The sequence below is a fragment of the Burkholderia latens genome, assembly GCF_902499045.1.
In the GTDB taxonomy this organism is placed as follows: domain Bacteria; phylum Pseudomonadota; class Gammaproteobacteria; order Burkholderiales; family Burkholderiaceae; genus Burkholderia; species Burkholderia latens.
On the sequence record NZ_CABVPL010000053.1, the window covers coordinates 33,582 to 56,359 of the forward strand.

Genomic DNA, 22,778 nt, shown 5'->3' on the forward strand with positions numbered 1-22,778 from the left:
GAATGAATGACGAAGGCTCAGAACAGCTCGCGCACGCGGTGATACAGCATCCCGAGTTCGAGCGCGGGCTGGCGCCACGCGTCGCCGCCCGGAAAGCGCCGGTGACGCAGTCGCGCGAACAGGTCGAACGCGCGCGCGTCGCCCGCGATCGCGCTGGCGATTGCACGCCCGGCGATGCCCGTGAGCGCGACGCCGTGTCCGCTGAAGCCCTGCACGTAGAAGAAGTTCGGATCGAGCGCGCCGAAATCCGGCGCGCGGTTGCGCGTGACGTCGACGAAGCCGCCCCACGCGTGATCGACGCGCACGTCGGCGAGCTGCGGGAACACGCCGGCCATGCGCCGCCGGATCGTTTCGGCGAGCGTGCCGGGCGACGCGCCCGCGGAGTTCGCGCGGCCGCCGAACAGCATCCGGTCGTCGGCCGACAGCCGGAAGTAGTCGAGGAAGAAGTTGTTGTCGCACACGGCTTCGCGTTGCGCGATCAGCGCGTCGGCGCGCGCGCGGCCGAGCGGCTCGGTCGCGATGATGTACGACGCGATCGGCGCGATGCGTGCGGCGGTCGCGGCCGGCAGGATGCCGCCGGGGCCCGCGTTGCAGCACGACACGACGAAGCGGCAGCGCACTTCGCCGGACGGTGTGCGCACGATCGGCCGCGCGCCGCGCACGACCTCGAGCGCGGGCGTGTGCGCGTACAGCGCGACGCCTTCGCGGCGCGCGGCATCGGCGAGGCCGACGCAATACTTGAGCGGATGCAGATGGCCCGACAGCGGATCGTAGACGCCCGCGAGATAGCGGGACGACGCGATGCGCGCGCGGATGTCGCCGGTATCGAGCCACGACAGCGATGGATGGCCCCAGCGCGTGCTCGCGGCGTTCATCCACGCGCGCAGGTCGTCGATGCGGCGCGGCTTGGTCGCGACCGTCAGGTAGCCGCGCGTGAAATCGCAGTCGATCCCGTAGCGCGCGATCCGCTCGGCGATCAGCGCGACACCGTCGAGCGACAGCGCCCACGCGGCGCGCGCGCCGTCGGCGCCGAGCTGCTTGTCGATCACGTCGTCCTTCGCGAAGCCCGTGATCGCCTGGCCGCCGTTGCGGCCCGACGCGCCCCAGCCGGGCCGGTGCGCGTCGATCACGGCGACCGACAGCCCGCGCGCGCGGCAATCGAGCGCCGTCGACAAGCCTGCGAAGCCCGCGCCGATCACGCACACGTCGGCGTCGATTGCATCCTCGAGCACGGGATCGTCCGCCAACGGTCGTGTGGCGGTTGCTTCGTAGTACGAGTCGCGCCCGAGCGCATCGGCGCGGCGGTTGAAAGACTGCGTCATGAAACCGGCTCCATCGAAGACGGCCGGCGGCGGTGCGCGACGCACCACGAGCCGGCCGGGTGACACGACGCGGGACGCCGTACGTGCGGCACGGCGCCCCGCGCGACCTGCATCAGAACGAATAGATGAACTGCGTCGCGAGCAGGTCGTTGGACTTGCCGTACGACCCGTCGTTGCGCAGGAACACCTTGTTGTTCGCCCAGTCGTGCCGGTATTCGACCTTCACGGTGATCTGCTGGGTCGGATAGAACAGCAGGTCGAGCGCGACGTCCTGACGCACCGCGCCCTTGCAGTCGAAGCCGAGGCCGCCGTTCGCCTTCGACGTCGCGAGGCAGTCCGCATCGACGCCGAAGCCGTTGAACGGATCCATCCCGTTGCCGTTCAGCGCGATGCCGCCGCCGCCGCCGCCGTTCTTGCTGTTCACGAGCGCATCGTAGCGCAGCGTCACGCCCATGCGGCCGACCACCGGCGCGTTGAACTTGCGGTGCGCGAGCAGCGACAGCCCGTACCACTGCGCGAGCCCGCCGTTGTATGCCGCATGCTGCTGCTGGCCGTAATCGAGCTCGGCGTTGTACTGGATGTCGGCGAGCGTGTACGTCGCGTCCACTTCGCCGAAGAAGAACGTGCCGTAGCCGCTCGGCGCGGCGCCGCCCGGCCCGTAGTGCACGACACCGTCCGAGTCGATCGCGCTCGCGAGCGTCTGCCGGCCGATGTTGATCGAGCCGCCGATGTCGAGCGCGCTCGACCACGTGTAGTCGGCGCGCGCGGTGAAGGTCGGCACCTTGTTGCTGGTGGTGATCGGATCGCCGAGCGCGTTGGTGCCCGTCTGCGTGACCGAGCCGTACGTGCGGTACTGCTCGTTGCCGACGAAGAACTTCCACGCCCATGCGCCCTTCGTGTAGTTCGCGCCCGCGCCGACGTAGCTGCCCGGATCGGAGAAGTCGTACAGCAGGTTGTGCGTGAGCGTGAGCATCTGGTTCGACTGCTGCACCTCGTAGCCGCCGAAGCTCGGGATCAGGCCGGCGACGAGCGTGGTCGTCGCACTGATCGGCACGTTGACGACCGCGGTGTTCAGCAGGTTGTCGGTGATCGAGCCGCGCGAGTTCTGCAGCAGCGTGATGCCGTTGCCGCGGTTCGGCATCAGCGTGATCTCGGCCGACGGCGCCATCGGGCCGACGCCGAAGGTCTTCTTGATGTCGAGGTACAGATCGCCGAACGTGCTGTTGAAGTAGTTGTACGCGTTCTCGTGGTTCGCGAACAGGAACGACGACGTGCCGGCCGCGCGGTTGTAGATGTAGGTCGGATCGATGTAGCCGGTGACCGACAGGCCCGCGAGCGGCCCGGTGTTGGCCGCGTCCGTCAGCGAGTCGACCTTCAGCTGCTGGTTCGCGATCTGCTGCTTCATTTCGCTGACCTCGTCGTTGGTCAGCGCGGCCTGCGCATGGCCATAGTCCGGCGACGACGGATCGGCGGCCACGATGGCCGGTTTCGCCGCGGCCGCCGCGCCCGCTTGCGCGACCGCGGTGCCGCCCGGTTGCGCGGCGAGTTGCGCCTGCATGGCCTTCATCTGCTTCTGCAGCGCGGCCACCTGCGCCTGCAGCGCCTTGATTTCGGCGGATGTGGAGCCGGCCAGCGCGATGCCCGGCAACGCGCCGGCCACCAGCAGGCAGATCAGTTTCTTCTTCATGGCGGATTCTCCTAGTCGTGCGGCTGTCAAAGTGCGTTTCGATGCGCGCGCCGCAATCGCGCGGCGCGCCGTCTTGTTATCGATCGAAGGGGAACGATGCGTCGGGTCAGGCCGCCGCGAAGGCCGCCTTCATGTCGGCCACGCGGCGCCGCTCGCGCGCAACCATCATCTGGTTCACGACGATCACGCCGATCGTCACCGCGGTGATGAACAGCGTCGCCAGTGCATTCATTTCCGGGTTCAGGCCGAGCCGCACGCGCGAGAACACGACGAGCGGCAGCGTCGTCGAGCCCGGCCCGGACAGGAACGCCGACAGCACGAGATCGTCGATCGACAGCGTGAACGACAGCAGCCAGCCCGACAGCAGCGCCTGCGAGATCAGCGGCAGCGTGACCACGAAGAACACCTTCAGCGGCGTCGCGCCGAGATCGAGCGCGGCCTCTTCCAGCGACTTGTTCATCTCCTTCACGCGCGACTGCACGATGATCGCCACGTACGACACGCAGAGCATCACGTGGCCGATCCAGATCGTCACCATCCCGCGACCTTTCGGCCAGCCGAACATCTGCTCGAGCGCGACGAACAGCAGCAGCAGCGAGATGCCCTGGATCACTTCCGGAATCACGAGCGGCGCGTTGATCATCCCGGTGTACAGCGTGAAGCCCCTGAAGCGGCCGAAGCGCGCGAGCACGAAGCCGGCCCACGTGCCGATCACGACCGACGCGGTGGCCGTCAGGAGGCCGATCTTCAGCGACAGCCACGCGGCGCTCAGCAGCTCGTCGTCGTCGAGCAGCGCTGCGTACCACTTCAGCGAGAAGCCCGACCACACCGTGACCAGCTTCGACTCGTTGAACGAGTACACGACGAGGCTGATGATCGGGATGTACAGGAACAGGAAGCCGAAGGCGAGGACGCCCGTCGACAGCGGTTTGTTCGGCTTGATCATTTCGCGTCCTCCAGTTCCTTGACCTGGTAGTACTGGAACAGCGCCATCGGCACCAGCAACAGCAGCACCATCGCGACCGTCACCGCGGACGCCATCGGCCAGTCCATGTTGTTGAAGAACTCGTCCCACATCACGCGGCCGATCATCAGCGTGTCGGCGCCGCCGAGCAGCTCGGGAATCACGTACTCGCCGACCGCCGGGATGAACACCAGCAGGCTGCCGGCGATGATCCCGTTCTTCGACAGCGGCAGCGTGATCCGCGTGAACGCGACCCACGGCTTCGCGCCGAGGTCGTAAGCGGCCTCGAGCAGCGTGAGGTCCATCTTCACGAGGTGCGCGTAGAGCGGCATCACCATGAACGGCAGGTACGAATAGACCATCCCGATGTACACGCCCGCGTCGCTGTGATAGAGGCGCAGCGGCGTGTGGATGATGCCGAGCGCGATCAGCGCGTGGTTCAACAGGCCGTCGTCCTTCAGGATGCCGATCCATGCGTACACGCGGATCAGGAACGACGTCCAGAACGGCAGCATCACGGCCATCATCAGCACGTTGCGCCGGGCCGGTTCCGAGCGCGCGATGTAGTACGCCATCGGATAGCCGATCAGCAGACACAGCAGCGTCGACACGGCGGCCATCTTCAGCGAGCTGAGGTAGGTCGCGATGTACAGGTCGTCCTGCAGCAGGAACGCGTAGTGCGACAGCTGCAGCGCGAAGCGCACGACGCCGTCCTTGATCTCGACGAGCGACGTATACGGCGGGATCCCCATCACCTGGTCGGCGAAGCTGATCTTGAACACCAGCACGAACGGCAGCGCGAAGAAGATCGTGAGCCACAGGAACGGCACGCCGATCGCGACGCCGCGGCCCGACGGCAGGAAGCGCGACAGCGCGGCGAAGCGGCTGCGGCGCGTTGAAGGCCGTGTCGCGACGGCGGCGCCGCTAGAAACCGGCGCGGACGGCGTGGAAGCGGAGGTTCTGATCATGGCGTCCTCACTGCGTCAGCACGACGCCGCTTGCCGGCGACCACGACACGAACACGTCGTCGTTCCACGAAGGCGCACCGTCGTGCATCAGATGCGAGCTCGACAGGTTCGACACGACCGTCTTGCCGCTCGGCAGACGCACGTGGTACAGCGAGTAGCTGCCCATGTACGCGATGTCGGTCACGACGCCGCGCGCCCAGTTGTGATGCGAACCCGGCTTGTCGCGCGACACGTGCACGCGTTCGGGCCGCACCGAGATGCCGACCGGCATCCCGAGCGGGCCGGTCACGCCGTGGCTCACGTACATGCGCGCTTCGAGGTCGTCGCTCTCGACGAAGATGTGATCGGGCTCGTCCTCGACCACGCGGCCCTCGAACAGATTCGTCGAGCCGATGAATTCAGCGGAGAAGCGGCTGTTCGGGTATTCGTACACTTCGCCGGGCGTGCCGATCTGCACGATCTTGCCTTCGCTCATCACCGCGAGGCGGCTCGCCATCGTCATCGCTTCTTCCTGGTCGTGCGTGACCATCACGCAGGTCACGTCGACCTTGTCGATGATGTTGACCAGTTCGAGCTGGGTCTTCTGACGGATCTTCTTGTCGAGCGCGGACATCGGCTCGTCGAGCAGCAGCAGCTTCGGGCGCTTCACGAGCGAACGCGCGAGCGCGACGCGCTGCTGCTGGCCGCCCGACAATTGATGCGGCTTGCGCTTCGCGTACTTGCTCATCTGCACGAGCGCGAGCGCGTCGGCCACGCGTTCCTTGATCTCGTTCTTCGGCGTGCCTTCCTGCTTCAGCCCGAACGCGACGTTCGATTCGACCGACATGTGCGGAAACAGCGCGTACGACTGGAACATCATGTTCACCGGCCGGCGGTACGGCGGCAGCGACGCAAGGTCTTCGCCGTCGACGAAGATCCTGCCGGACGTGGCCGTCTCCAGCCCGGCCAGCATGCGCAGCAGCGTCGACTTGCCGCAGCCCGAGCTGCCGAGCAGCGCGAACAGCTCGTTCTTCGCGATCGTCAGGTTCACGTTGTCGACGGCCGTGCTGTCGCCGAACTTCTTCACGACGTTTTCGATGCGCACGAACGCGTCGTTCTTCGAGCGGGCCACGGCGGCCGGTTGGGTCTGGCGTGCAGCTGCGGAAGAGGGTATCGATTGCATGGGAGTCACCATTCGTTCTTCACGGATTGCAGGCGTGAGCGTCCCCGCGCGAGGCGCGCAACGCGACTCGCGGGCAACGGCTCATGCCGGATGGAACAGGACGTGCGGGCGGACGCAGGTCCGCTGATCGCGGGAGGGCGGACGTCGGCCGATGGTCAGCCGCTGCCTGCGCCGCCGCGTTGGCTCACGATCAGTGGCCCGTCTTCAACTGCGCCCACAGACGGTTCTCGAGGCGCAGGATGTCGGCCGGCATCGGCTTCATCAGCACCATCTTCTTCAGCACGTCCTCGGGCGGGTAGACGGTCGGGTCCTGCGCGACGGCCGGCGTGACGAACTGATGCGCGGCCTTGTTCGCGGTCGGGTAGAACACCGTGTTCGTGATCGCCGCGTTGACCTTCGGGTCGGACACGTAGTTGATCCACTTCAACGCGGCCTCGGGGTGCGGCGCGTCCTTCGGGATCACCATCACGTCGAACCACAGCAGGCCGCCTTCCTTCGGATTCGAGAACTTGATGTCGTACGCGCGTTTCGCTTCGGCCGAGCGGCGGTGCGCAATGCCGACGTCGCCGGACCAGCCGAGCACGACGCACACGTCGTTGTTCGCGAGATCGTTGATGTAGCCGGACGAGTTGAACTGCGTGATGTACGGGCGGACTTTCTTCAGTACTTCGAATGCAGCCTGGTAGTCGCCGGGGTTCTTGCTGTTCGGGTCGCGGCCCATGTACTGCAGCGTTGCCGCGAACACGTCGACCGCCTGATCGAGGAACGACACGCCGCAGCTCTTCAGCTTTTCCATGTTGGCCGGGTCGAACACCAGCGCCCAGCTGTCGACCGGCGCCTTGTCGCCGAGCGCCTTCTTCACCGCCTGCGCGTTGTAGCCGATACCGTCGGTGCCGTACGCCCACGGCACGCCGTACTGGTTGCCCGGGTCGGCATCCGCGATCATCTTCATCAGCAGCGGATCGAGGTTCGCGAGGTTCGGAATCTTCGACTTGTCGAGCTTCTGGTACACGCCGGCCTGGATCTGCTTGGCCATGTAGTTCGACGTCGGCACGACGATGTCGTAGCCCGAACTGCCCGCCAGCAGCTTCGCCTGCAGCGTGTCGTCGCTGTCGTAGTTGTCGTACTTGACGTGGATGCCCGTCTGTTTCTGGAAGTTCGGGATCGTGTCCGGTGCGATGTAGTCGGACCAGTTGTACACGTTCAGCTCGTCGGCACGCGCCGACGGGCTGGCGACCGACGTGAACGCAGCGGCGGCGGCAAGGGCCGCGACGGAGCAGGCTTGGCGAAGAAAGCAGGCACGCATGGTGGAATTCCCCTGGGTTATGGTGGCGTGCGGCGCCCGCCGCACGCCTGTAGGCAAAGTCGTTACGAAAGGCCCAGCTGCTGGGCAGTCGCATCGACGGCCTTCTTCGCCTTCGATACGAGCTCATCGAGTTCCTGCCGCGAGATCACGAGCGGCGGCGACAGCAGCATCCGGTCGCCGGTCGCGCGCATGATCAGGTTGCCGTTGAAGCAGAAATCGCGGCAGATCGTGCCGACGTCGCCGCCGTTCGCGAAGCGGCGCCGTTCGGCCGGCGCTTCCGCGAGCTGCAGGCTCGCAACCATTCCGTGGCCGTGCACTTCGCCGACGATCGGGTGGCGCGAGAAGGTTTCGCGCATCAGCGCCTGGAAGTACGGGCCCGTGTCGCTTTTCACACGCTCGACGATCCCTTCGTCGCGCAGCAGCTTCAGGTTCGCGACCGCCACCGCGGCCGCGACCGGGTGGCCCGAGTACGTGAGGCCGTGGTTGAGTTCGCCGTTGTCGATGATCGGCCGCGCGACGCGTTCGTGAATGCCGACCGCGCCCATCGGCACGTAGCCCGACGTCAGCCCCTTCGCCATCGTGATCAGGTCCGGCTCGAAGCCGAAGTGCTGATGCGCGAACCATTCGCCGGTGCGCCCGAACCCGCCGATCACTTCGTCGGCCACCAGCAGGATGTCGTACTTGCGGCAGATTCGCTGGATTTCCGGCCAGTACGTCGACGGCGGGAAGATCACGCCGCCCGCGCCCTGGAACGGCTCGCCGATGAACGCGGCGACGTTCTCCGCGCCGAGTTCGAGAATCTTCGCTTCGAGCTGCTGCGCACGCGCGAGGCCGAAGGCTTCCGGCGTCTCGCCGGCCTGCGCGTCGCCGAAGAAATACGGCTGATCGATGTGCACGATGTGCTCGACCTTCGACGGCATCTGCTCGTGCATGTAGCCCATCCCGCCGAGCGTGCCGCCGGCGATCGTCGAGCCGTGATAGCCGTTCCTGCGCGAGATCACGTATTTCTTCTGCGGCTTGCCCTGCACGCGCCAGTACTGATGCACCAGTCGCAGCACGGTGTCGTTGCCTTCCGAGCCGCTGTTGCAATAGAAGAAGTGGTTGAAGCCGGCGGGCGTCACTTCGGCGAGCATCGCCGACAGTTCGATGATCGGCGGGTGCGTCGTCTTGAAGAACGTGTTGTAGAACGGCAGTTCCTGGATCTGGCGATATGCGGCGTCGGCCAGTTCCTTGCGGCCGTAGCCGACGTTCACGCACCAGAGCCCGGCCATCCCGTCGATGATCTTGTTGCCGTCCGAGTCCCACAGGTACACGCCGTCGGCCTTCACGATCACGCGGCTGCCCGCGCGATTGAGCGCCCCCATGTCCGAGAACGGGTGGATATGATGCGCGGCGTCGAGCGCGCGGTATTCGGCGGTCGAGCGCGCCTGCGTCGTGCGGGCCGCCGGTGCGGCGGGCTGGATCCACGCGGATTCATTGCGGTAAGTCATGTTTCCTCCGTATTCCGTAATGCGGTTGTGCGCGCGCTTACACGTGCAGCAGCAGATGGCGACGCTCCCACGAGCTGATCACGCGGAAGAACGCTTCGTATTCGGTTTCCTTCAGCGCGAAATACGCCTTCAGGAACTTGGGCCCGAGGATCTCGCCGAGCGGTTCGCACGCGGCCATCAGCGTGAGGCCTTCCTCGAGGTTGCGCGGCAGCCCGTACGGCAGGTCGTAGCCGTCGCTGACCAGCGGCTCGGTCGGCTCGAGGCGCTGCGTCATGCCGAGATAGCCGGCCGCGAGCGTCGCCGCGAGCGCGAGGTACGGGTTGCAGTCGACGCCGGGGATCCGGTTCTCGATGCGGCGCGCGGCCGGCCCCGAGTGCGGGATGCGGAAACCGACCGTGCGGTTGTCGTAGCCCCACTGCACGTTGATCGGCGCGGCCATGAAGCGCGACAGCCGGCGATACGAGTTGATGTACGGCGCGAAGATCGGCATCAGCGCGGGCGTGTACTTCTGCAGCCCGGCGAGGTAGTTGTAGAACAGCGACGTCGCGCCGCCCGTTTCTGCCGACGTGAACAGGTTGCGGCCCGTTTCCTCGTCGACGATGCTCTGGTGCACGTGCATCGCGGAGCCCGGCTCGCCTTCCATCGGCTTGGCCATGAACGTCGCGTACATGTTGTGGCGCAGCGCGGCCTCGCGCACTGTGCGCTTGAACAGGAACACCTGGTCGGCGAGCGACAGCGCGTCGCCGTGCATGAAGTTGATCTCCATCTGCGCGGCGCCGACCTCGTGGATCAGCGTGTCGATGTCGAGGTTCTGCGTTTCGCAGTACTCGTAGATGTCCTCGAACAGCGGGTCGAACTCGTTGACGGCCTCGATCGAATACGACTGGCGGCCCGTTTCGGGGCGGCCCGTGCGGCCGACCGGCGGACGCAGCGGCAGGTCCGGGTCCTTGTTCATGTCGACCAGGTAGAACTCGAGCTCGGGCGCGACCACGGGCTTCCAGCCTTTCGCCTTGTACAGGTCGAGCACGCGGCGCAGCACGTAGCGCGGCGAGATCTCGACCGGCGAGCCGTCGAAGTGCACGCAGTCGTGAATCACCTGCGCGGTCGGATCGACGGCCCACGGGATCAGGCGGATGGTCGACGTGTCGGGCACGCACACCATGTCGGGATCGGTCACGCCGGTGAGCGATCCGTCCTCCGGATAGTCGCCGGTGACGGTCTGCACCATCACGGCCTGCGGCAGCCGCATCGATTCGCCGGACGTGAACTTGTTGCGCGGCGTGATCTTGCCGCGCGCGATGCCGGCCATGTCGGGAATGATCGCTTCGATCTCCGTGATCCGGTGTTGCTTCAGAAAGTCTTCGATGTCTTGCATGTCCGTTCTCGTTCTCGTTATGTGGATTGGCGCTCAGGCGAGCGCGGCGGCCGCGGCGCGGGTGCGCGCATCGCGGCGCGCGCGGCATGCGTCGCCGAATGCGCGAAAGATCGCGCTCGACAGCGCGTCATGCGCATGCCGCCATTCCGGATGCCATTGCACGCCGAGCGCGAAGGCCGGCGCATCGACGACGCTGACGGCCTCGATCAGCCCGTCCGGTGCGACGGCCTCGACCGCGAGGCCCGAACCGAGCTGCGCGATGCCCTGCTTGTGCAGCGAGTTCACGCGCACGTCGTCGCGGCCGCCGGCGAGCGCGTGCAGCACGCCGCCGGGCATCAGGTGCACGACGTGCGCGGGGCCGTATTGCACGTCCATCGGCGCGTCGTCGTCCTCGCGGTGATCGGCGAGCCCCGGGACTTCGTGCACGCGCTGATGCAGGGTGCCGCCGCACACGACGTTCAACTCCTGGAAGCCGCGGCACACGGCGAGCACCGGCACGCCGGCCGCGATCGCCGCGCGCAGCAGCGGCAGCGTGGTCGCGTCGCGGGCGGGATCGTGCTTCGTGCCCGGTGTGCTCGGCTCGCCGCCGTACCGGTGCGGCTCGACGTTCGAGTAGCTGCCGGTAAACAGCAGCCCGTCGACGGTGGCGAGCACGTCGTCGACCGACTGGCGTTCGCCGAGCGCGGGCAGCACCATCGCGAACGCGCGCGCGCCGTCGACGATCGCCGCGACGTACTTGTCGCCGACGGTATGCGACGCATGCGCGCCGATCTGCGTGAAGTCGGCGGTGAGACCGACGAGAGGTTTCCTTTCCATGACGTCAATCAGTTGTCCGTAAGGCTCGTGCGTGCGTGATTGCGGTGAATCGTCAAAAACGCGGGCGCGACGGAACCCCGCAGCCTGGCGCAGTGCGCAAGGCCGCTGGTGAATGGGCACGGCGCGGGGCGCGTGGGCGGCCCGTGCGGTGCGCGACGGTCAGGCCGTCGTTCGTTTCGTTGCGCTGCGCGACGCGGCAATCGATGCGCGAACGCGTTCCGTCACCGCGCGAACGGCGCGGCTGGCGAACAGCTCACTGAAACGAACGACGAAAAAAAGGAGGAGAGGCGCTATGGCAGCAGCGACGCGACTTCGTCGGTATCGACGGCCACGAATGCGCGTGCGGAAACGGCGTTGTGGCGCCGAACGGAACGACGAGACAGGATGGTGTAGATCGACAGGTGCAGCAGGCGAGGACTATGCCAGCCGCAACTGCCATCGGAAGCGGGAGCAGCGCTGCGCAAACTTCGCACATCGCCTCGATCCCACCTCACCAGAGGGCCACGGACTCTCACGATTACACTCGACTGGTTTGTTGAAAGTATTGAACACCTGATCGTTTCGGTGCGCGGGGCGTTTAAAATAATCAAGGTGTCAGGTTGGCGTCATTTACATTTATCGGCATCGATCTTTGCGTTGCGATAACGTTTTTCGGTGCCGATGAATGGCCGATGACGCTTACCTGAGAGCCAGCATATACGAGCCAAAAACGGCGTCAAATGTTTTTTGACGGTGTCGTGTCAGGGGTTTCCCGAAGCACTGCGAATAAAAGATTCGCAAATGGAATGATGTATCGGGTGTTCATTATTTCGAACGCCTTTCAGGGTTTTCCCCGCTGATGTGCGGCATAAAGTGATTAGAATATTCAACGGGTGCCGAACATGCCCAATGCGCCGTTTCACTTTTTCACCGCACTCCAAATCGTGTCCGAAACCGAATCGATGTCCACCGAAGTCGCCGAGCGCCTGCGCTTCGTGCGCAACAAGCACGGCCTGTCGCAGCGCGAACTCGCGAAGCGGGCCGGCGTGACCAACGGCACGATCTCGCTGATCGAACAGGGCCGCGTGAGCCCGTCGGTCGGCTCGCTGAAGAAACTGCTCGAATGCATCCCGATGAGTCTCGCGGAGTTCTTCACGTTCGAGCTCGTCGAATCGCGCGCGGTCGTGTCGCGCCGCGACGAGATGCCGAACCTCGGCAACGACGCGCTCGCGTTCCACCTCGTCGGCGCCGGCGTGAAGGATCGCAACATGTGCATCATGCGCGAGGTCTACCAGCCGCTCGCCGATACGGGCCCCGAGATGCTCGCGCATGCGGGGCACGAGGGCGGTATCGTCGTGTCGGGCCGGCTCGAGCTCACCGTCGACGGCGCGACGTGGCTGCTCGACCCCGGAGACGGCTACTACTTCGAAAGCCGTTTGCCGCACCGTTTTCGCAATCCCAGCGCGGAACAGCTGTGCGAGGTCGTGTCGGCCAATTCGCCGGCCACCTTCTGACCGCGCAACACCGCATTCGCCGCCGGCGAAGTTGCCGTTGCGCGGCGTGCCGCAGCGCGAATGCCATCACCATTGAGGGATCCTGAATGAACAAGTTGACTTTGGCCGACTGGCAGGACAAGGCGGCGTCGCTCGAGATCGAAGGGCGCGCATTCATCGACGGCGCGCCGCGCGACGCGCACGGCGGCAAGACGTTCGACTGCGTGAGCCCGATCGACGGCCGCGTGCTCGCGAAGGTGGCCGACTGCGGCGAGGCCGACGTGAATGCCGCGGTCGCGGCCGCGCGGCGCGCGTTCGACGCCGGCGTGTGGGCCGGATTGAACCCGCGCGCGCGCAAGGCTGTATTGCTGCGCTGGGCCGCGCTGATGCGCGAGCATCTCGACGAACTGTCGCTGCTGGAAACGCTCGATGCGGGCAAGCCGATCGGCGATACGACGACGGTCGACGTGCCGGGCGCCGCGTATTGCGTCGAATGGTTCGCCGAGGCGATCGACAAGGTCGGCGGCGAGGTCGCGCCGGCCGACCATCATCTCGTCGGGCTCGTCACGCGCGAGCCGGTCGGCGTGGTCGCGGCCGTCGTGCCGTGGAATTTCCCGATCCTGATGGCCGCATGGAAATTCGGCCCCGCGCTTGCGGCGGGCAACAGCGTCGTGCTGAAGCCGTCGGAGAAGTCACCGCTGACCGCGATCCGCGTCGCGCAGCTCGCGCATGAGGCCGGCATTCCTGCCGGCGTGTTCAACGTGCTGCCGGGCGCGGGCGAGCCGGGCAAGCTGCTCGCGCTGCACCGCGACGTCGACTGCATTGCATTCACCGGTTCCACCGCGGTCGGCAAGCTGATCATGCAATACGCGGCGCAGTCGAACCTGAAGCGCGCGTGGCTCGAACTCGGCGGCAAGTCGCCGAACATCGTGCTGCCGGATTGCCCGGATCTCGACCGCGCCGCGCAGGCCGCGGCCGGCGCGATCTTCTACAACATGGGCGAGATGTGCACGGCCGGCTCGCGCCTGCTCGTGCATCGCGACATCAAGGACGCGTTCATCGGGAAGCTCGTCGCGGCCGCGCGCGCGTACGTGCCGGGCAATCCGCTCGATCCGGCGGTGTCGATGGGCGCGATCGTCGACGGAATTCAGCTCGAACGCGTGCTCGGCTACATCGACGCGGGGCGCAACGAAGGCACCCTCGTCACGGGCGGCGCGCGGGTGAGAGAGGAGACGGGCGGCTTCTACGTCGAGCCGACGGTGTTCGAGGTGAAGCCGGATGCGAAGATCGCGCGCGAGGAGATCTTCGGGCCGGTGCTGTCGGTGATCGTGTTCGACGACGTCGACGACGCGGTGCGGATCGCGAACGATACCGAGTACGGGCTCGCGGCGGCCGTATGGACGTCGGACCTGACGACCGCGCACGACGTGTCGCGCAGGCTGCGCGCGGGCACGGTCTGGGTGAACTGCTACGACGAGGGCGGCGACATGAACTTCCCGTTCGGCGGCTACAAGCAATCGGGCAACGGCCGCGACAAGTCGCTGCATGCGCTCGAGAAATACACCGAGCTGAAGTCGACGCTGATCCGTTTGCGCTGAGCCGGCTGATAGGCGGGCGCAGTCACGGGTGCGGCGCACCGAGGCGTCGCGCCCGCGTCCTGCGAGTCCGGTCAGGCCGAGCGCAGCGCCGGGTGGAAGCCTGCGGCCTCGATGATCGACTGCACGCGTTCGGCGCCCTGCGCCGATTCGACCTTGACGATCTTCGCGGCCACGTCGATGTCGAGCTTCGCTGCCGGATCGGCGGCCGTCACCGCGCGCGTGATTGCGTTGGCACAGCCGCCGCAGGTCATGTCCTGGACTTCGAATTCCGTCGTGTTCTCCTGAATTGACGATTGACGAGCACGTTCAGCATGAAGCTTGCCATGGTGGGAAGGTCAAGCCCGTTCGCAACGATCGTGCGGCCTACAGCCATTTGTAATACTGAAGTCAGACGAATGGCCCTTTGCATGGGCGCGTCAGTCGGAATATCCACGGATTGACGAACCCGCATTGTCGGCGAACTGTGGCAAAGCCTTGCGCGACAAGGTGCGTGCTGTCGCCGCAGTGCGCGATTTCCATGCGTGCAGCATGGGTACTCCGAGTTGAAAATGCGAATCGATCTTAGTATCGATCCCCTTCGATATTTCATTTGATTACGCACATGACCCGTTTCGCTATCGGCTTCGCACTGGCCCTGCTGGGCGCATCGGCAACGTCCGCATTCGCCGCCGACGATGTCGTCAACCTGACGTTGAAGGACCACAAGTTTTCGCCCGACGGCGTGACGATTCCCGCGGGCAAGAAGGTGAAGTTCGTCGTGAAGAACCTCGATGCGACGCCCGCCGAGTTCGAAAGCGACGACTTCAAGGCGGAGAAGGTCGTGCCGGCCGGCAAGTCGGTCGAGATCCTGGTCGGGCCGCTGAAGGCCGGCACCTACGAGTTCCACGACGAGTATCACGAAGCGCAGTCGAAGACGCACCTGACCGTCAAGTAAGCCGATATCGCGATGCTGTCTACTGCCCTCATCGTTTTTCGGGAAGTGCTCGAGGCTGCGCTGGTGGTCTCGATCGTGATGGCTGCCACGAAGGGCGTGCCGCGGCGCGGCTGGTGGGTCGGCGGCGGCCTCGTCGGCGGCGTGATCGGCGCCGGCTTGATCGCGGCGTTCGCCGACGTGATCTCGCAGTGGGCGTCGGGCATGGGGCAGGAAGTCTTCAACGCGGGCGTGATGTTCGTCGCGACGCTGATGCTCGCGTGGCACTGCATCTGGATGAGCCGGCACGGGCGCGAGATGGCGCTGCACATGGGCGAGGTCGGGCGCGCCGTCGCGGCCGGCAGCCGGCCGCTGACCGGGCTCGCGATCGTGGTCGGCGTCGCGGTATTGCGCGAGGGCTCCGAGGCCGTGCTGTTCCTGTACGGGATCGCGGCCGGCGATCCGGGCCAGGCGCCGCAGATGGCCGTGGGCGGGCTGCTCGGCGTGCTCGGCGGCGCCGGGCTCGGCTATGCGATGTATGCGGGGCTGCTGCAGATTCCGCTGAAGCGGCTGTTCTCCGTCACGAACGCGCTGATCGTGCTGCTCGCGGCGGGGATGGCGAGCCAGTGCGTGGGTTTTCTGCTCGCGGCAGGGCTCGTGCCGTCGTGGGGCGATGCGGTGTGGGACACGTCGTGGCTGCTGAAGGAATCGAGCATCGTCGGCAAGGCGCTGCATACGCTGATCGGCTATACCGCGCGCCCGGCGGGGATCCAGATCGCCGCGTACGTCGTGACGCTGATCGCGATCGTCGTGCTCGCGCGGCTCGTCGGGCGCCCGCAGACGGCCGTGCGGCCGCCGCGGCACGCGGCATGATCTGCCGCGGTGCGGATGAAACAAGGGGCGTCATCGACGCCCCTTTTTTTCATCCGTTGCGCATCGCCGCTCAGCGATGACCGTCGATCCACGCGCGCGCCCATTCGAGCCCGGCTTCGCGCGCTTCGTCCTCGGTGTCGAACACGCCGAGCACGCCCGACGCTTCGACGAGCCGGTTGTTCTGCGTGATCGTGCCGCTCGCGGCGAAACGTTCGGGTTGCAGGATCTCGTCCTGCTGCAGGATCGCGTGGCCCCAGATCTGGTAGCCGTGATACGTCTGCGCTTCCATTATCGCGTCACCTCCGCGGAGCGGCTGCTCGTGCCGACGCGCAGCACGTTGCCGTCCGGCGTGTATTGCCGCGGGATATCGGGGAAGTCGAGCGCGTGCGGCGTGTCCGGCGCGGCCGGCTGCATCACCGTGAGCCGGCCCGGCGCCGGCTGCGCGGCCGGACGCGGTGCGGCAGGCGCTTCGACCGTCGCGGCAGGCGCGCGATGCGGCGCGGCTTTCACGGCCTGCGCGACGCGGCGCTTGTGCGGTTTCGCGGCGGGCTTCGACTGCACGCTCGCGTGCTTTTCCGCGGCCTTGCTGGCAGCGTGCGCGTCGGCACCGGTGCGCGCGGCCGGCGTGCGTGCCGCCGGCGCGCGTGCCTCGGGCGGGTTCCAGACTTCGACGTAATGCTCGGCCGCCCAGCTCGTCGACGCGACGCTCAGCGCCAGCAATCCGCATCCAAACAGTCTTACCATTGTCTCTCCGTCATCTTGCTCGCGGGTCGCGTTGCATCGCGGTGGCCGGTGCGGGATCGGCTGCCCGTCGGCGTTCGGGAAACGCGGCTCAGGAAAACACCTCGAGCCCGTGCTTCTCGACGATCTGCAGCATTCGCGCGGCGATGCCGCTCGGCCGCTTGTCGCCCTGTTCCCATTGGCGGATCGTCGACGTCGTCGTGTTCAGGTAGAGCGCGAACACGCTCTGGCTCACGTTCACCGACTTGCGGATGCGCGCGATTGCTGCCGGATCGAACTGCGGCGCGGCTTCGACGCACAGTGCGTCGTATTCGCGCATCGTCTTCTTGTCGATCAGCTGCGCGCGATAGCGGCCCGGCGCGGCGGCGTGAACGGCCTCCGTTGCGTCGCTGTTGAATCGGCTCTTAGCCATTGCGAATCTCCACCCACTCGTTCAGTGCGGCCAGCGTCGCGATGTCGACGTCGGTGCATCGACCGACATCCGCGGCGAGCTTTCTGAAGGCGCGCAGTTCGTGCGCGTCGATGTTCTCGCGGTCGCATTTCGCGAACAGGAACACGAATACCCACGTGTGTCCCACCTTGCCCGGCACGATGCGTCGCTGGCGATTGCCGTCCAGGCGCTTCTTCCAGACGTTGCCGCCGAGATCGACACCCTGACCTCGGGCCAGTGCCCGCACCGCACGGCACAGCTCGCCGTCGGCGATTCCCGCTTTTCCTGCTGCCTTTCCTGCTGCCTTGTGAAACCACTTCGTCCTGAATACGCGTCGTACGGAAGCAGACATGTCGAGCCAGTCGAATCAGCACAGGATTATATACCACTACGTGGTACACATTTCGACCTGGCCGAATGGCCTGAATGGCTGGCTCCGCGCCGCTACGTGACCCCGACAGGCCGGCAACGGCCCGTGCGGGGCACGCGTGTTACTCCACCGTCACCGACTTCGCGAGATTGCGCGGCTTGTCGACGTCGGTGCCGCGCGCGCATGCGGTGTGATACGCGAGCAGCTGCAGCGGCACCACGTGCAGGATCGGCGACAGCTGCCCGTAGTGCTCCGGCATCCGGATCACGTGCAGGCCGTCGTCGTTGACGATCTGCGTGTCGGCATCCGCGAACACGTACAGCTGGCCGCCGCGTGCGCGCACTTCCTGCATGTTCGACTTCAGCTTCTCGAGCAGCGTGTCGTTCGGCGCGACGGTAACGACCGGCATCGCTTCCGTGACCAACGCGAGCGGCCCGTGCTTCAGCTCGCCGGCCGGATACGCTTCCGCGTGGATGTACGAGATTTCCTTCAGCTTCAGCGCGCCTTCGAGCGCGATCGGATAGTGCAGCCCGCGGCCGAGGAACAGCGCGTTTTCCTTGCGCGCGAACTCCTCCGACCACGCGATGATCTGCGGCTCGAGCGCGAGCACGCTGTTCAGCGCGGCCGGCAGGTGGCGCAGCTCCTTCAGGAACTGCGCTTCCTGTGCGGCATCGACGTGCCCGCGCAGCTTGCCGAGCGTCGCCGCCAGCACGAACAGCGCGACGAGCTGCGTCGTGAACGCCTTCGTCGACGCGACGCCGATCTCGGTGCCCGCGTGCGTCAGGAACTGCATCTCGGTCAGGCGCACCATCGCGCTCGTCGCGACGTTGCACACCGCGAGCGTATGCGTGTGGCCGAGCGACTGCGCATGCTTGAGCGCGGCGAGCGTATCGGCCGTTTCACCCGACTGCGAAATCACCAGCACGAGCTGGCGCGGGTTCGGCACCGACTCGCGGTAGCGGTATTCGCTCGCGATCTCGACCTGCGTCGGAATCTTCGCGATCGATTCGAGCCAGTACTTCGCGGTGAGGCCCGAGTAGTAGCTCGTGCCGCACGCGAGGATCAGCAGGCTGTCGATGTCCGCGAACGCGGCGCTCGCCGCGTCGCCGAACAGCGCCGCGTCGAATGCTTCCGTTTGCGGCACCGTGTCGCCGATCGCGCGCGGCTGCTCGAAGATTTCCTTCTGCATGAAGTGGCGATAGGGCCCAAGCTCGACCGCGCCGCCGTATGCGCTGACCACGCGGATTTCGCGCTGCGCGAGCGCGCCGTGGCGGTCGACGATCTTCACGCCGCCGAGCGACAGTTCGCACACGTCGCCTTCCTCGAGGAACGTGAAGCGGTCGGTGCTGCCGGCCAGCGCGAGTGCGTCGGACGCGAGGAAGTTCTCGCCGTCGCCGTGACCGACGACGAGCGGCGAACCCTGGCGCGCGCCGACGACGGTGTGCGGCTCGTCCTTGTGCGTGACCGCGATCGCGTAAGCGCCGTGCAGCTGCTGCACGGCTTCGCGCACCGCGTCGAACAGGTTGCCGCGATACAGGCTGTGCACGAGGTGCGCAATCACTTCGGTGTCGGTCTGGGACACGAATTCGTAGCCCTTCGCGCGCAGCGCGTCGCGCAGCGCCTCGAAGTTCTCGATGATGCCGTTGTGCACGAGCGCAAGCGCGTTCGACGAGAAGATCGGGTGCGCGTTGTGCGTGACGGGCGCGCCGTGCGTGGCCCAGCGCGTGTGCGCGACGCCGGTCGTGCCTTCCAGGTGCGATTCCCGTACCTGCGCATCGAGATCGGCGACGCGCGCGACGCTGCGCGCGCGCTTCGGTGCGCCCGGTTCGAGCACGGCGACGCCGCACGAATCGTAGCCACGGTATTCGAGGCGCCGCAATCCTTCGATCAGCACCGGAACGATATTACGCTGCGCAACTGCGCCGACAATCCCGCACATGAATGGTCAATCCTGTAAGTCGACGCGGGCGCCGCGCGGGCGCCCGCAAAGGGTTCAGCTCTTCTTCTTGACCGGGCGGACGTAGCCGCTCTTCGCGGTCTGCGTCTTCTCGTTCAATGCGAGGACGCCTTCGGCGACGTCCTTCCAGATCGTCGTGCCGGCCGCGATCGTCACGCCGCGGCCGACGCGCACCGGCGCGACGAGCTGCGTGTCCGAACCGACGAACACGTCGTCTTCGATCACGGTGCGGAACTTGTTCGCACCGTCGTAGTTGCAGGTGATCGTGCCCGCGCCGATGTTCACGCGCGCGCCGATGTCGGCGTCGCCGATGTAGGTCAGGTGGTTCGCCTTCGAGCCGTGGCCGATCACCGCGTTCTTCACCTCGACGAAGTTGCCGACGTGCGCTTCGTCCGCGAGCTGCGCGCCGGGGCGCAGCCGCGCGTACGGGCCGATCACGGTGTTCGCGCCGAGTTCGGCGCCGTCGATGTGCGTGAACGCGTCGATGCGCGTGCCCGCGCCGATCGACGCGTTGCGGATCACGCAGTTCGCGCCGATCGTCACGTTGTCGGCGAGCGTCACGTTGCCTTCGAACACGCAGTTCACGTCGATCGACACGTCGCGCCCGCAGCGCAGCGTGCCGCGCACGTCGACGCGCGCCGGATCGGCGAGCGTGACGCCGTCGGCGAGCAGCGCATCGGCGACGGTGCGCTGATGGATGCGCTCGAGCTCCGCGAGCTGCGCCTTGCTGTTCACGCCGAGCGTTTCCCATTCGTCGTCGGGCTGCGACGTGACGATCTCGAAACCGGCCTCGATCGCGAGCTCGACGACGTCGGTCAGGTAGTACTCGCCCTGCGCGTTCTCGTTCTTCAGCGCGCCGAGCCACATCGACAGCTGCGCGGTGGGCGTGACGATGATGCCGGTGTTGATCTCGGCGATCTTCAGCTGCTCGGGCGACGCGTCCTTCTGCTCGACGATGCGCGTGACGAAGCCGGACGCGTCGCGCACGATGCGGCCGTAGCCGGTCGGATCGTCGAGCGTGACCGTCAGAATCCCGTAGCGGCCGTCGCGCGCGGCGTCGACGAGACGTTTCAGCGTGGACGCGCGCGTGAGCGGCACGTCGCCGTACAGCACGAGCGTCGGTTGCGCGGGATCGAGCAGCGGCAGCGCCTGGCGCACCGCGTGGCCGGTGCCGAGCTGCTCCGCTTGCAGCGCGAACTGCACGTCGGGCGCGGCGACGGCGGCCTGCACCTGCTCGGCGCCATGACCGACGACGACGACGAGCCGCGACGGCTGCAGCGTGCGCGCGGTGGCGATGACGTGGGAGAGGAGCGGCCTGCCGGCCAGGGGATGGAGCACTTTCGGCAGCGCGGAACGCATGCGCTTGCCGGTGCCTGCCGCCAAAATCACGATATTCATGGCGCCAGCTTGTCTGAGGAGTTCGAAGCCGTCCATTTTAGCATGCGGCCCCTGGCGTTCCGGGCCTGTCGCGGCGCGGCGACAGTGCCGAAAAGGGGCGCGCTTCGCCCCGTTCCGGCCCGCGTTCGGGCGCTGCTTACAGATCGTCGAACTGGACGATCGAGATCGGCCGGGCCGCGCCGGGCGCGCGCGTGTCGTCGCCCGATGCGCACGGTTCCTCGTCGAACGCGATGTCGCCCTGCGGATCGGCGACGCCGCTCGCGCGCAGCGACGCGAACGGGAACTGCGTCGTATCCATCAGGTGCGACGGCACGACGTTCGCGAGCGCGCTGAACATGTTGTCGACGCGGCCCGGGAAGCGCTTGTCCCATTCGCGGATCAGCGCCTTCATTTCCGCGCGCTTCAGGTTCGGCTGGCTGCCGCACAGGTTGCACGGGATGATCGGGAATTCGCGCAGTTCCGCGTATTTTTCGAGATCGGTTTCCCTCACGTACGCGAGCGGGCGGATCACGACGTTCTTGCCGTCGTCCGATTGCAGCTTCGGCGGCATCCCCTTCAGCTTGCCGCCGTAGAACATGTTCAGCAGCAACGTTTGCAGGATGTCGTCGCGATGGTGGCCGAGCGCGATCTTGGTCGCGCCGAGCTCGCCGGCCACGCGGTACAGGATCCCGCGGCGCAGCCGCGAGCACAGCGAGCAGGTCGTCTTGCCTTCGGGCACGAGCCGCTTGACGATGCTGTAGGTGTCCTGGTTCTCGATGTGGAACGGCACGCCGATCTGCGTCAGGTACTCGGGCAGCACGTGCTCGGGGAAGCCCGGCTGCTTCTGGTCGAGGTTGACCGCGACGATGTCGAAGTCGATCGGCGCGCGCTCGCGCAGGCGCAGCAGCACGTCGAGCATCGCATAGCTGTCCTTGCCGCCGGACAGGCACACCATCACCTTGTCGCCGTCCTCGATCATGTTGTAGTCGCCGATCGCTTGGCCGACCTGGCGCACGATCCGCTTGAACAGCTTGTTGTTCTCGTACGCTTCCTTCTGCTCGCGGCGCGTCAGCGCGCGCCGGCCGGTTTCGGCGACGGTGGCTTCGACGGCGACGCCATCGGCCGCCGTGTCGTTCATGTGGGGGGCGTTCATGCGCGCTCCTCGTCCTTGATGCGAAAGACTTCGACGCCGACGGCGTCGCAGTCCGGATAGGCGTCCGGTTTCTCGGTACGGACGCGTACCGCGCGCACGGTGTCGTGCGCCAGCAGGGTCGCGGCGATCGCGTCGCACAGCGTTTCCTGCAGATGAATGTGGCCGCGCGCGAGGCATTGCGCGACGCTCTGCTTCATCAGGTCGTAGTCGACGACTTCATGCAGCCGGTCGTCGACGGGCGTCGATTGCGCGAGCGGCACGAACAGGTCGACGTTGATGACGACGCGCTGCTCGCCGCGCTTCTCGTGTTCGAAGGCCCCGATGTTGATGTGCACCTCGTAGTCGCGCAGGTAGAGCCTGCGGCAGTCCGCGAGGCGGGGGTGCAGGAGAGCGGAAAACATGGTCGTCCCAGTCAAATTGGCGTGCGCACACGCAAAGCGGCGCGGGCGGCGGCGGTCGGGCCGCGCGCGCCGCGCAGTTCAGTCAGTCGGGCCGGCGGCCGGCGGCACCAGGTGCTCGCCGCCGTCGACGGTCAGCGTCGCGCCCGTCACGCCGGGCGCGCTCGCGAGATAGCAGGCCGCCGCCGCGATGTCGTTCGCGTGCGGCGCGTGACCGCGCACGAGCGCCGCGACGCGCACCTTCGGCGCGAGCGCCAGCGCGAGCGCCGACGTCGCGCGGTTCAGCGCGGCCTGCATCAGCGCGTGCGACAGCTGCGCCGGCGCCGGGTGAAACAGGGCCTGGTCCAGCACGTGGATCGCGCACGCACGCAGCGATTCGTCGTCGCGCGCGGCGTCGGGCGTCGCGTCG

At 66.8% G+C, this 22,778-nt stretch carries 24 protein-coding genes; 4 read left to right on the plus strand and 20 right to left on the minus strand.

What is annotated here, in order from left to right; genetic code table 11:
• Positions 1–17 precede the first annotated feature (17 nt).
• The 10 genes from BSE24067_RS26990 to BSE24067_RS32665 form a co-directional block, all read right to left on the minus strand.
• Complete coding sequence (locus BSE24067_RS26990; RefSeq protein ID WP_151067448.1) at positions 18–1,322, minus strand: NAD(P)/FAD-dependent oxidoreductase; 1,305 nt, start codon at positions 1,320–1,322, stop codon at positions 18–20.
• Between the two features lie 112 nt (positions 1,323–1,434).
• Positions 1,435–3,009 (minus strand): DUF3138 family protein, encoded by a 1,575-nt coding sequence (locus BSE24067_RS26995; protein WP_151067470.1) that lies wholly within the window; start codon positions 3,007–3,009, stop codon positions 1,435–1,437.
• Positions 3,010–3,115: 106 nt separating this feature from the next.
• Positions 3,116–3,955 carry an ABC transporter permease subunit gene (locus BSE24067_RS27000; protein ID WP_170297545.1) on the minus strand — a complete coding sequence of 280 codons (840 nt, stop codon included), beginning with the start codon at positions 3,953–3,955 and terminating at the stop codon, positions 3,116–3,118.
• On the minus strand, positions 3,952–4,938 hold the full coding sequence (locus BSE24067_RS27005; RefSeq protein ID WP_151067468.1) for an ABC transporter permease subunit: 987 nt from the start codon (positions 4,936–4,938) through the stop codon (positions 3,952–3,954). The genes BSE24067_RS27000 and BSE24067_RS27005 overlap by 4 nt, the downstream gene beginning before the upstream one ends.
• Before the next feature lie 10 nt (positions 4,939–4,948).
• Positions 4,949–6,103: an ABC transporter ATP-binding protein gene (locus BSE24067_RS27010; RefSeq protein WP_151067446.1), complete on the minus strand. Its 1,155-nt coding sequence runs from the start codon at positions 6,101–6,103 to the stop codon at positions 4,949–4,951.
• Between the two features lie 190 nt (positions 6,104–6,293).
• Positions 6,294–7,409, minus strand: coding sequence for a polyamine ABC transporter substrate-binding protein (locus BSE24067_RS27015; RefSeq protein WP_151067444.1), 1,116 nt, complete (start codon positions 7,407–7,409; stop codon positions 6,294–6,296).
• Between the two features lie 62 nt (positions 7,410–7,471).
• Positions 7,472–8,899: an aspartate aminotransferase family protein gene (locus tag BSE24067_RS27020; protein ID WP_174904911.1), complete on the minus strand. Its 1,428-nt coding sequence runs from the start codon at positions 8,897–8,899 to the stop codon at positions 7,472–7,474.
• 37 nt (positions 8,900–8,936) lie between these two features.
• A complete protein-coding gene (locus tag BSE24067_RS27025; protein ID WP_151068279.1) occupies positions 8,937–10,274 on the minus strand; it encodes a glutamine synthetase family protein in 1,338 nt (445 codons plus the stop codon).
• 33 nt (positions 10,275–10,307) lie between these two features.
• Positions 10,308–11,090 (minus strand): gamma-glutamyl-gamma-aminobutyrate hydrolase family protein, encoded by a 783-nt coding sequence (locus BSE24067_RS27030; protein ID WP_151068278.1) that lies wholly within the window; start codon positions 11,088–11,090, stop codon positions 10,308–10,310.
• Positions 11,091–11,380: 290 nt separating this feature from the next.
• Complete coding sequence (locus tag BSE24067_RS32665; protein ID WP_006402789.1) at positions 11,381–11,563, minus strand: hypothetical protein; 183 nt, start codon at positions 11,561–11,563, stop codon at positions 11,381–11,383.
• Between the two features lie 468 nt (positions 11,564–12,031).
• Between BSE24067_RS32665 and BSE24067_RS27035 the strand changes: the two genes are divergently transcribed.
• On the plus strand, positions 12,032–12,583 hold the full coding sequence (locus BSE24067_RS27035) for a cupin domain-containing protein (RefSeq protein WP_151068277.1): 552 nt from the start codon (positions 12,032–12,034) through the stop codon (positions 12,581–12,583).
• 86 nt (positions 12,584–12,669) lie between these two features.
• Positions 12,670–14,160 carry an aldehyde dehydrogenase gene (locus BSE24067_RS27040; RefSeq protein ID WP_151068276.1) on the plus strand — a complete coding sequence of 497 codons (1,491 nt, stop codon included), beginning with the start codon at positions 12,670–12,672 and terminating at the stop codon, positions 14,158–14,160.
• 71 nt (positions 14,161–14,231) lie between these two features.
• Here the strand turns inward: BSE24067_RS27040 and BSE24067_RS27045 are convergent, their stop codons facing one another.
• Positions 14,232–14,411, minus strand: a complete 180-nt coding sequence (locus tag BSE24067_RS27045; RefSeq protein ID WP_151068275.1) for a heavy-metal-associated domain-containing protein — start codon at positions 14,409–14,411, stop codon at positions 14,232–14,234.
• A gap of 350 nt (positions 14,412–14,761) precedes the next feature.
• Here BSE24067_RS27045 and BSE24067_RS27050 point away from each other — a divergent pair, with 350 nt between their 5' ends.
• Positions 14,762–15,094, plus strand: coding sequence for a cupredoxin domain-containing protein (locus BSE24067_RS27050; RefSeq protein ID WP_006488047.1), 333 nt, complete (start codon positions 14,762–14,764; stop codon positions 15,092–15,094).
• A gap of 12 nt (positions 15,095–15,106) precedes the next feature.
• Positions 15,107–15,943, plus strand: coding sequence for an FTR1 family iron permease (locus BSE24067_RS27055; RefSeq protein ID WP_151068274.1), 837 nt, complete (start codon positions 15,107–15,109; stop codon positions 15,941–15,943).
• A gap of 70 nt (positions 15,944–16,013) precedes the next feature.
• Here the strand turns inward: BSE24067_RS27055 and BSE24067_RS27060 are convergent, their stop codons facing one another.
• The 9 genes from BSE24067_RS27060 to BSE24067_RS27100 form a co-directional block, all read right to left on the minus strand.
• Positions 16,014–16,232 carry a hypothetical protein gene (locus tag BSE24067_RS27060; protein ID WP_124496473.1) on the minus strand — a complete coding sequence of 73 codons (219 nt, stop codon included), beginning with the start codon at positions 16,230–16,232 and terminating at the stop codon, positions 16,014–16,016.
• On the minus strand, positions 16,232–16,687 hold the full coding sequence (locus BSE24067_RS27065) for a hypothetical protein (protein ID WP_151068273.1): 456 nt from the start codon (positions 16,685–16,687) through the stop codon (positions 16,232–16,234). Before BSE24067_RS27065 ends, BSE24067_RS27060 begins: the two co-directional genes overlap by 1 nt.
• 88 nt (positions 16,688–16,775) lie before the next feature.
• Entirely contained in the window at positions 16,776–17,096 is a 321-nt protein-coding gene (locus tag BSE24067_RS27070; RefSeq protein WP_151068272.1) for a helix-turn-helix domain-containing protein, read from the minus strand.
• Complete coding sequence (locus BSE24067_RS27075) at positions 17,089–17,466, minus strand: type II toxin-antitoxin system RelE/ParE family toxin (RefSeq protein ID WP_151068271.1); 378 nt, start codon at positions 17,464–17,466, stop codon at positions 17,089–17,091. Before BSE24067_RS27075 ends, BSE24067_RS27070 begins: the two co-directional genes overlap by 8 nt.
• A 139-nt stretch (positions 17,467–17,605) precedes the next feature.
• Positions 17,606–19,423 (minus strand): glutamine--fructose-6-phosphate transaminase (isomerizing), encoded by a 1,818-nt coding sequence (gene glmS, locus BSE24067_RS27080; protein WP_151068270.1) that lies wholly within the window; start codon positions 19,421–19,423, stop codon positions 17,606–17,608.
• Between the two features lie 54 nt (positions 19,424–19,477).
• A complete protein-coding gene (gene glmU / locus BSE24067_RS27085) occupies positions 19,478–20,839 on the minus strand; it encodes a bifunctional UDP-N-acetylglucosamine diphosphorylase/glucosamine-1-phosphate N-acetyltransferase GlmU (protein WP_151068269.1) in 1,362 nt (453 codons plus the stop codon).
• Positions 20,840–20,975: 136 nt separating this feature from the next.
• Entirely contained in the window at positions 20,976–21,971 is a 996-nt protein-coding gene (gene ttcA / locus BSE24067_RS27090; RefSeq protein WP_151068268.1) for a tRNA 2-thiocytidine(32) synthetase TtcA, read from the minus strand.
• A complete protein-coding gene (locus BSE24067_RS27095) occupies positions 21,968–22,372 on the minus strand; it encodes a dihydroneopterin aldolase (RefSeq protein ID WP_040142336.1) in 405 nt (134 codons plus the stop codon). The genes ttcA and BSE24067_RS27095 overlap by 4 nt, the downstream gene beginning before the upstream one ends.
• 78 nt (positions 22,373–22,450) lie before the next feature.
• A partial coding sequence (locus BSE24067_RS27100) for a Rossmann fold domain-containing protein (RefSeq protein ID WP_367647179.1) occupies positions 22,451–22,778 on the minus strand: 328 nt, incomplete at its 5' end.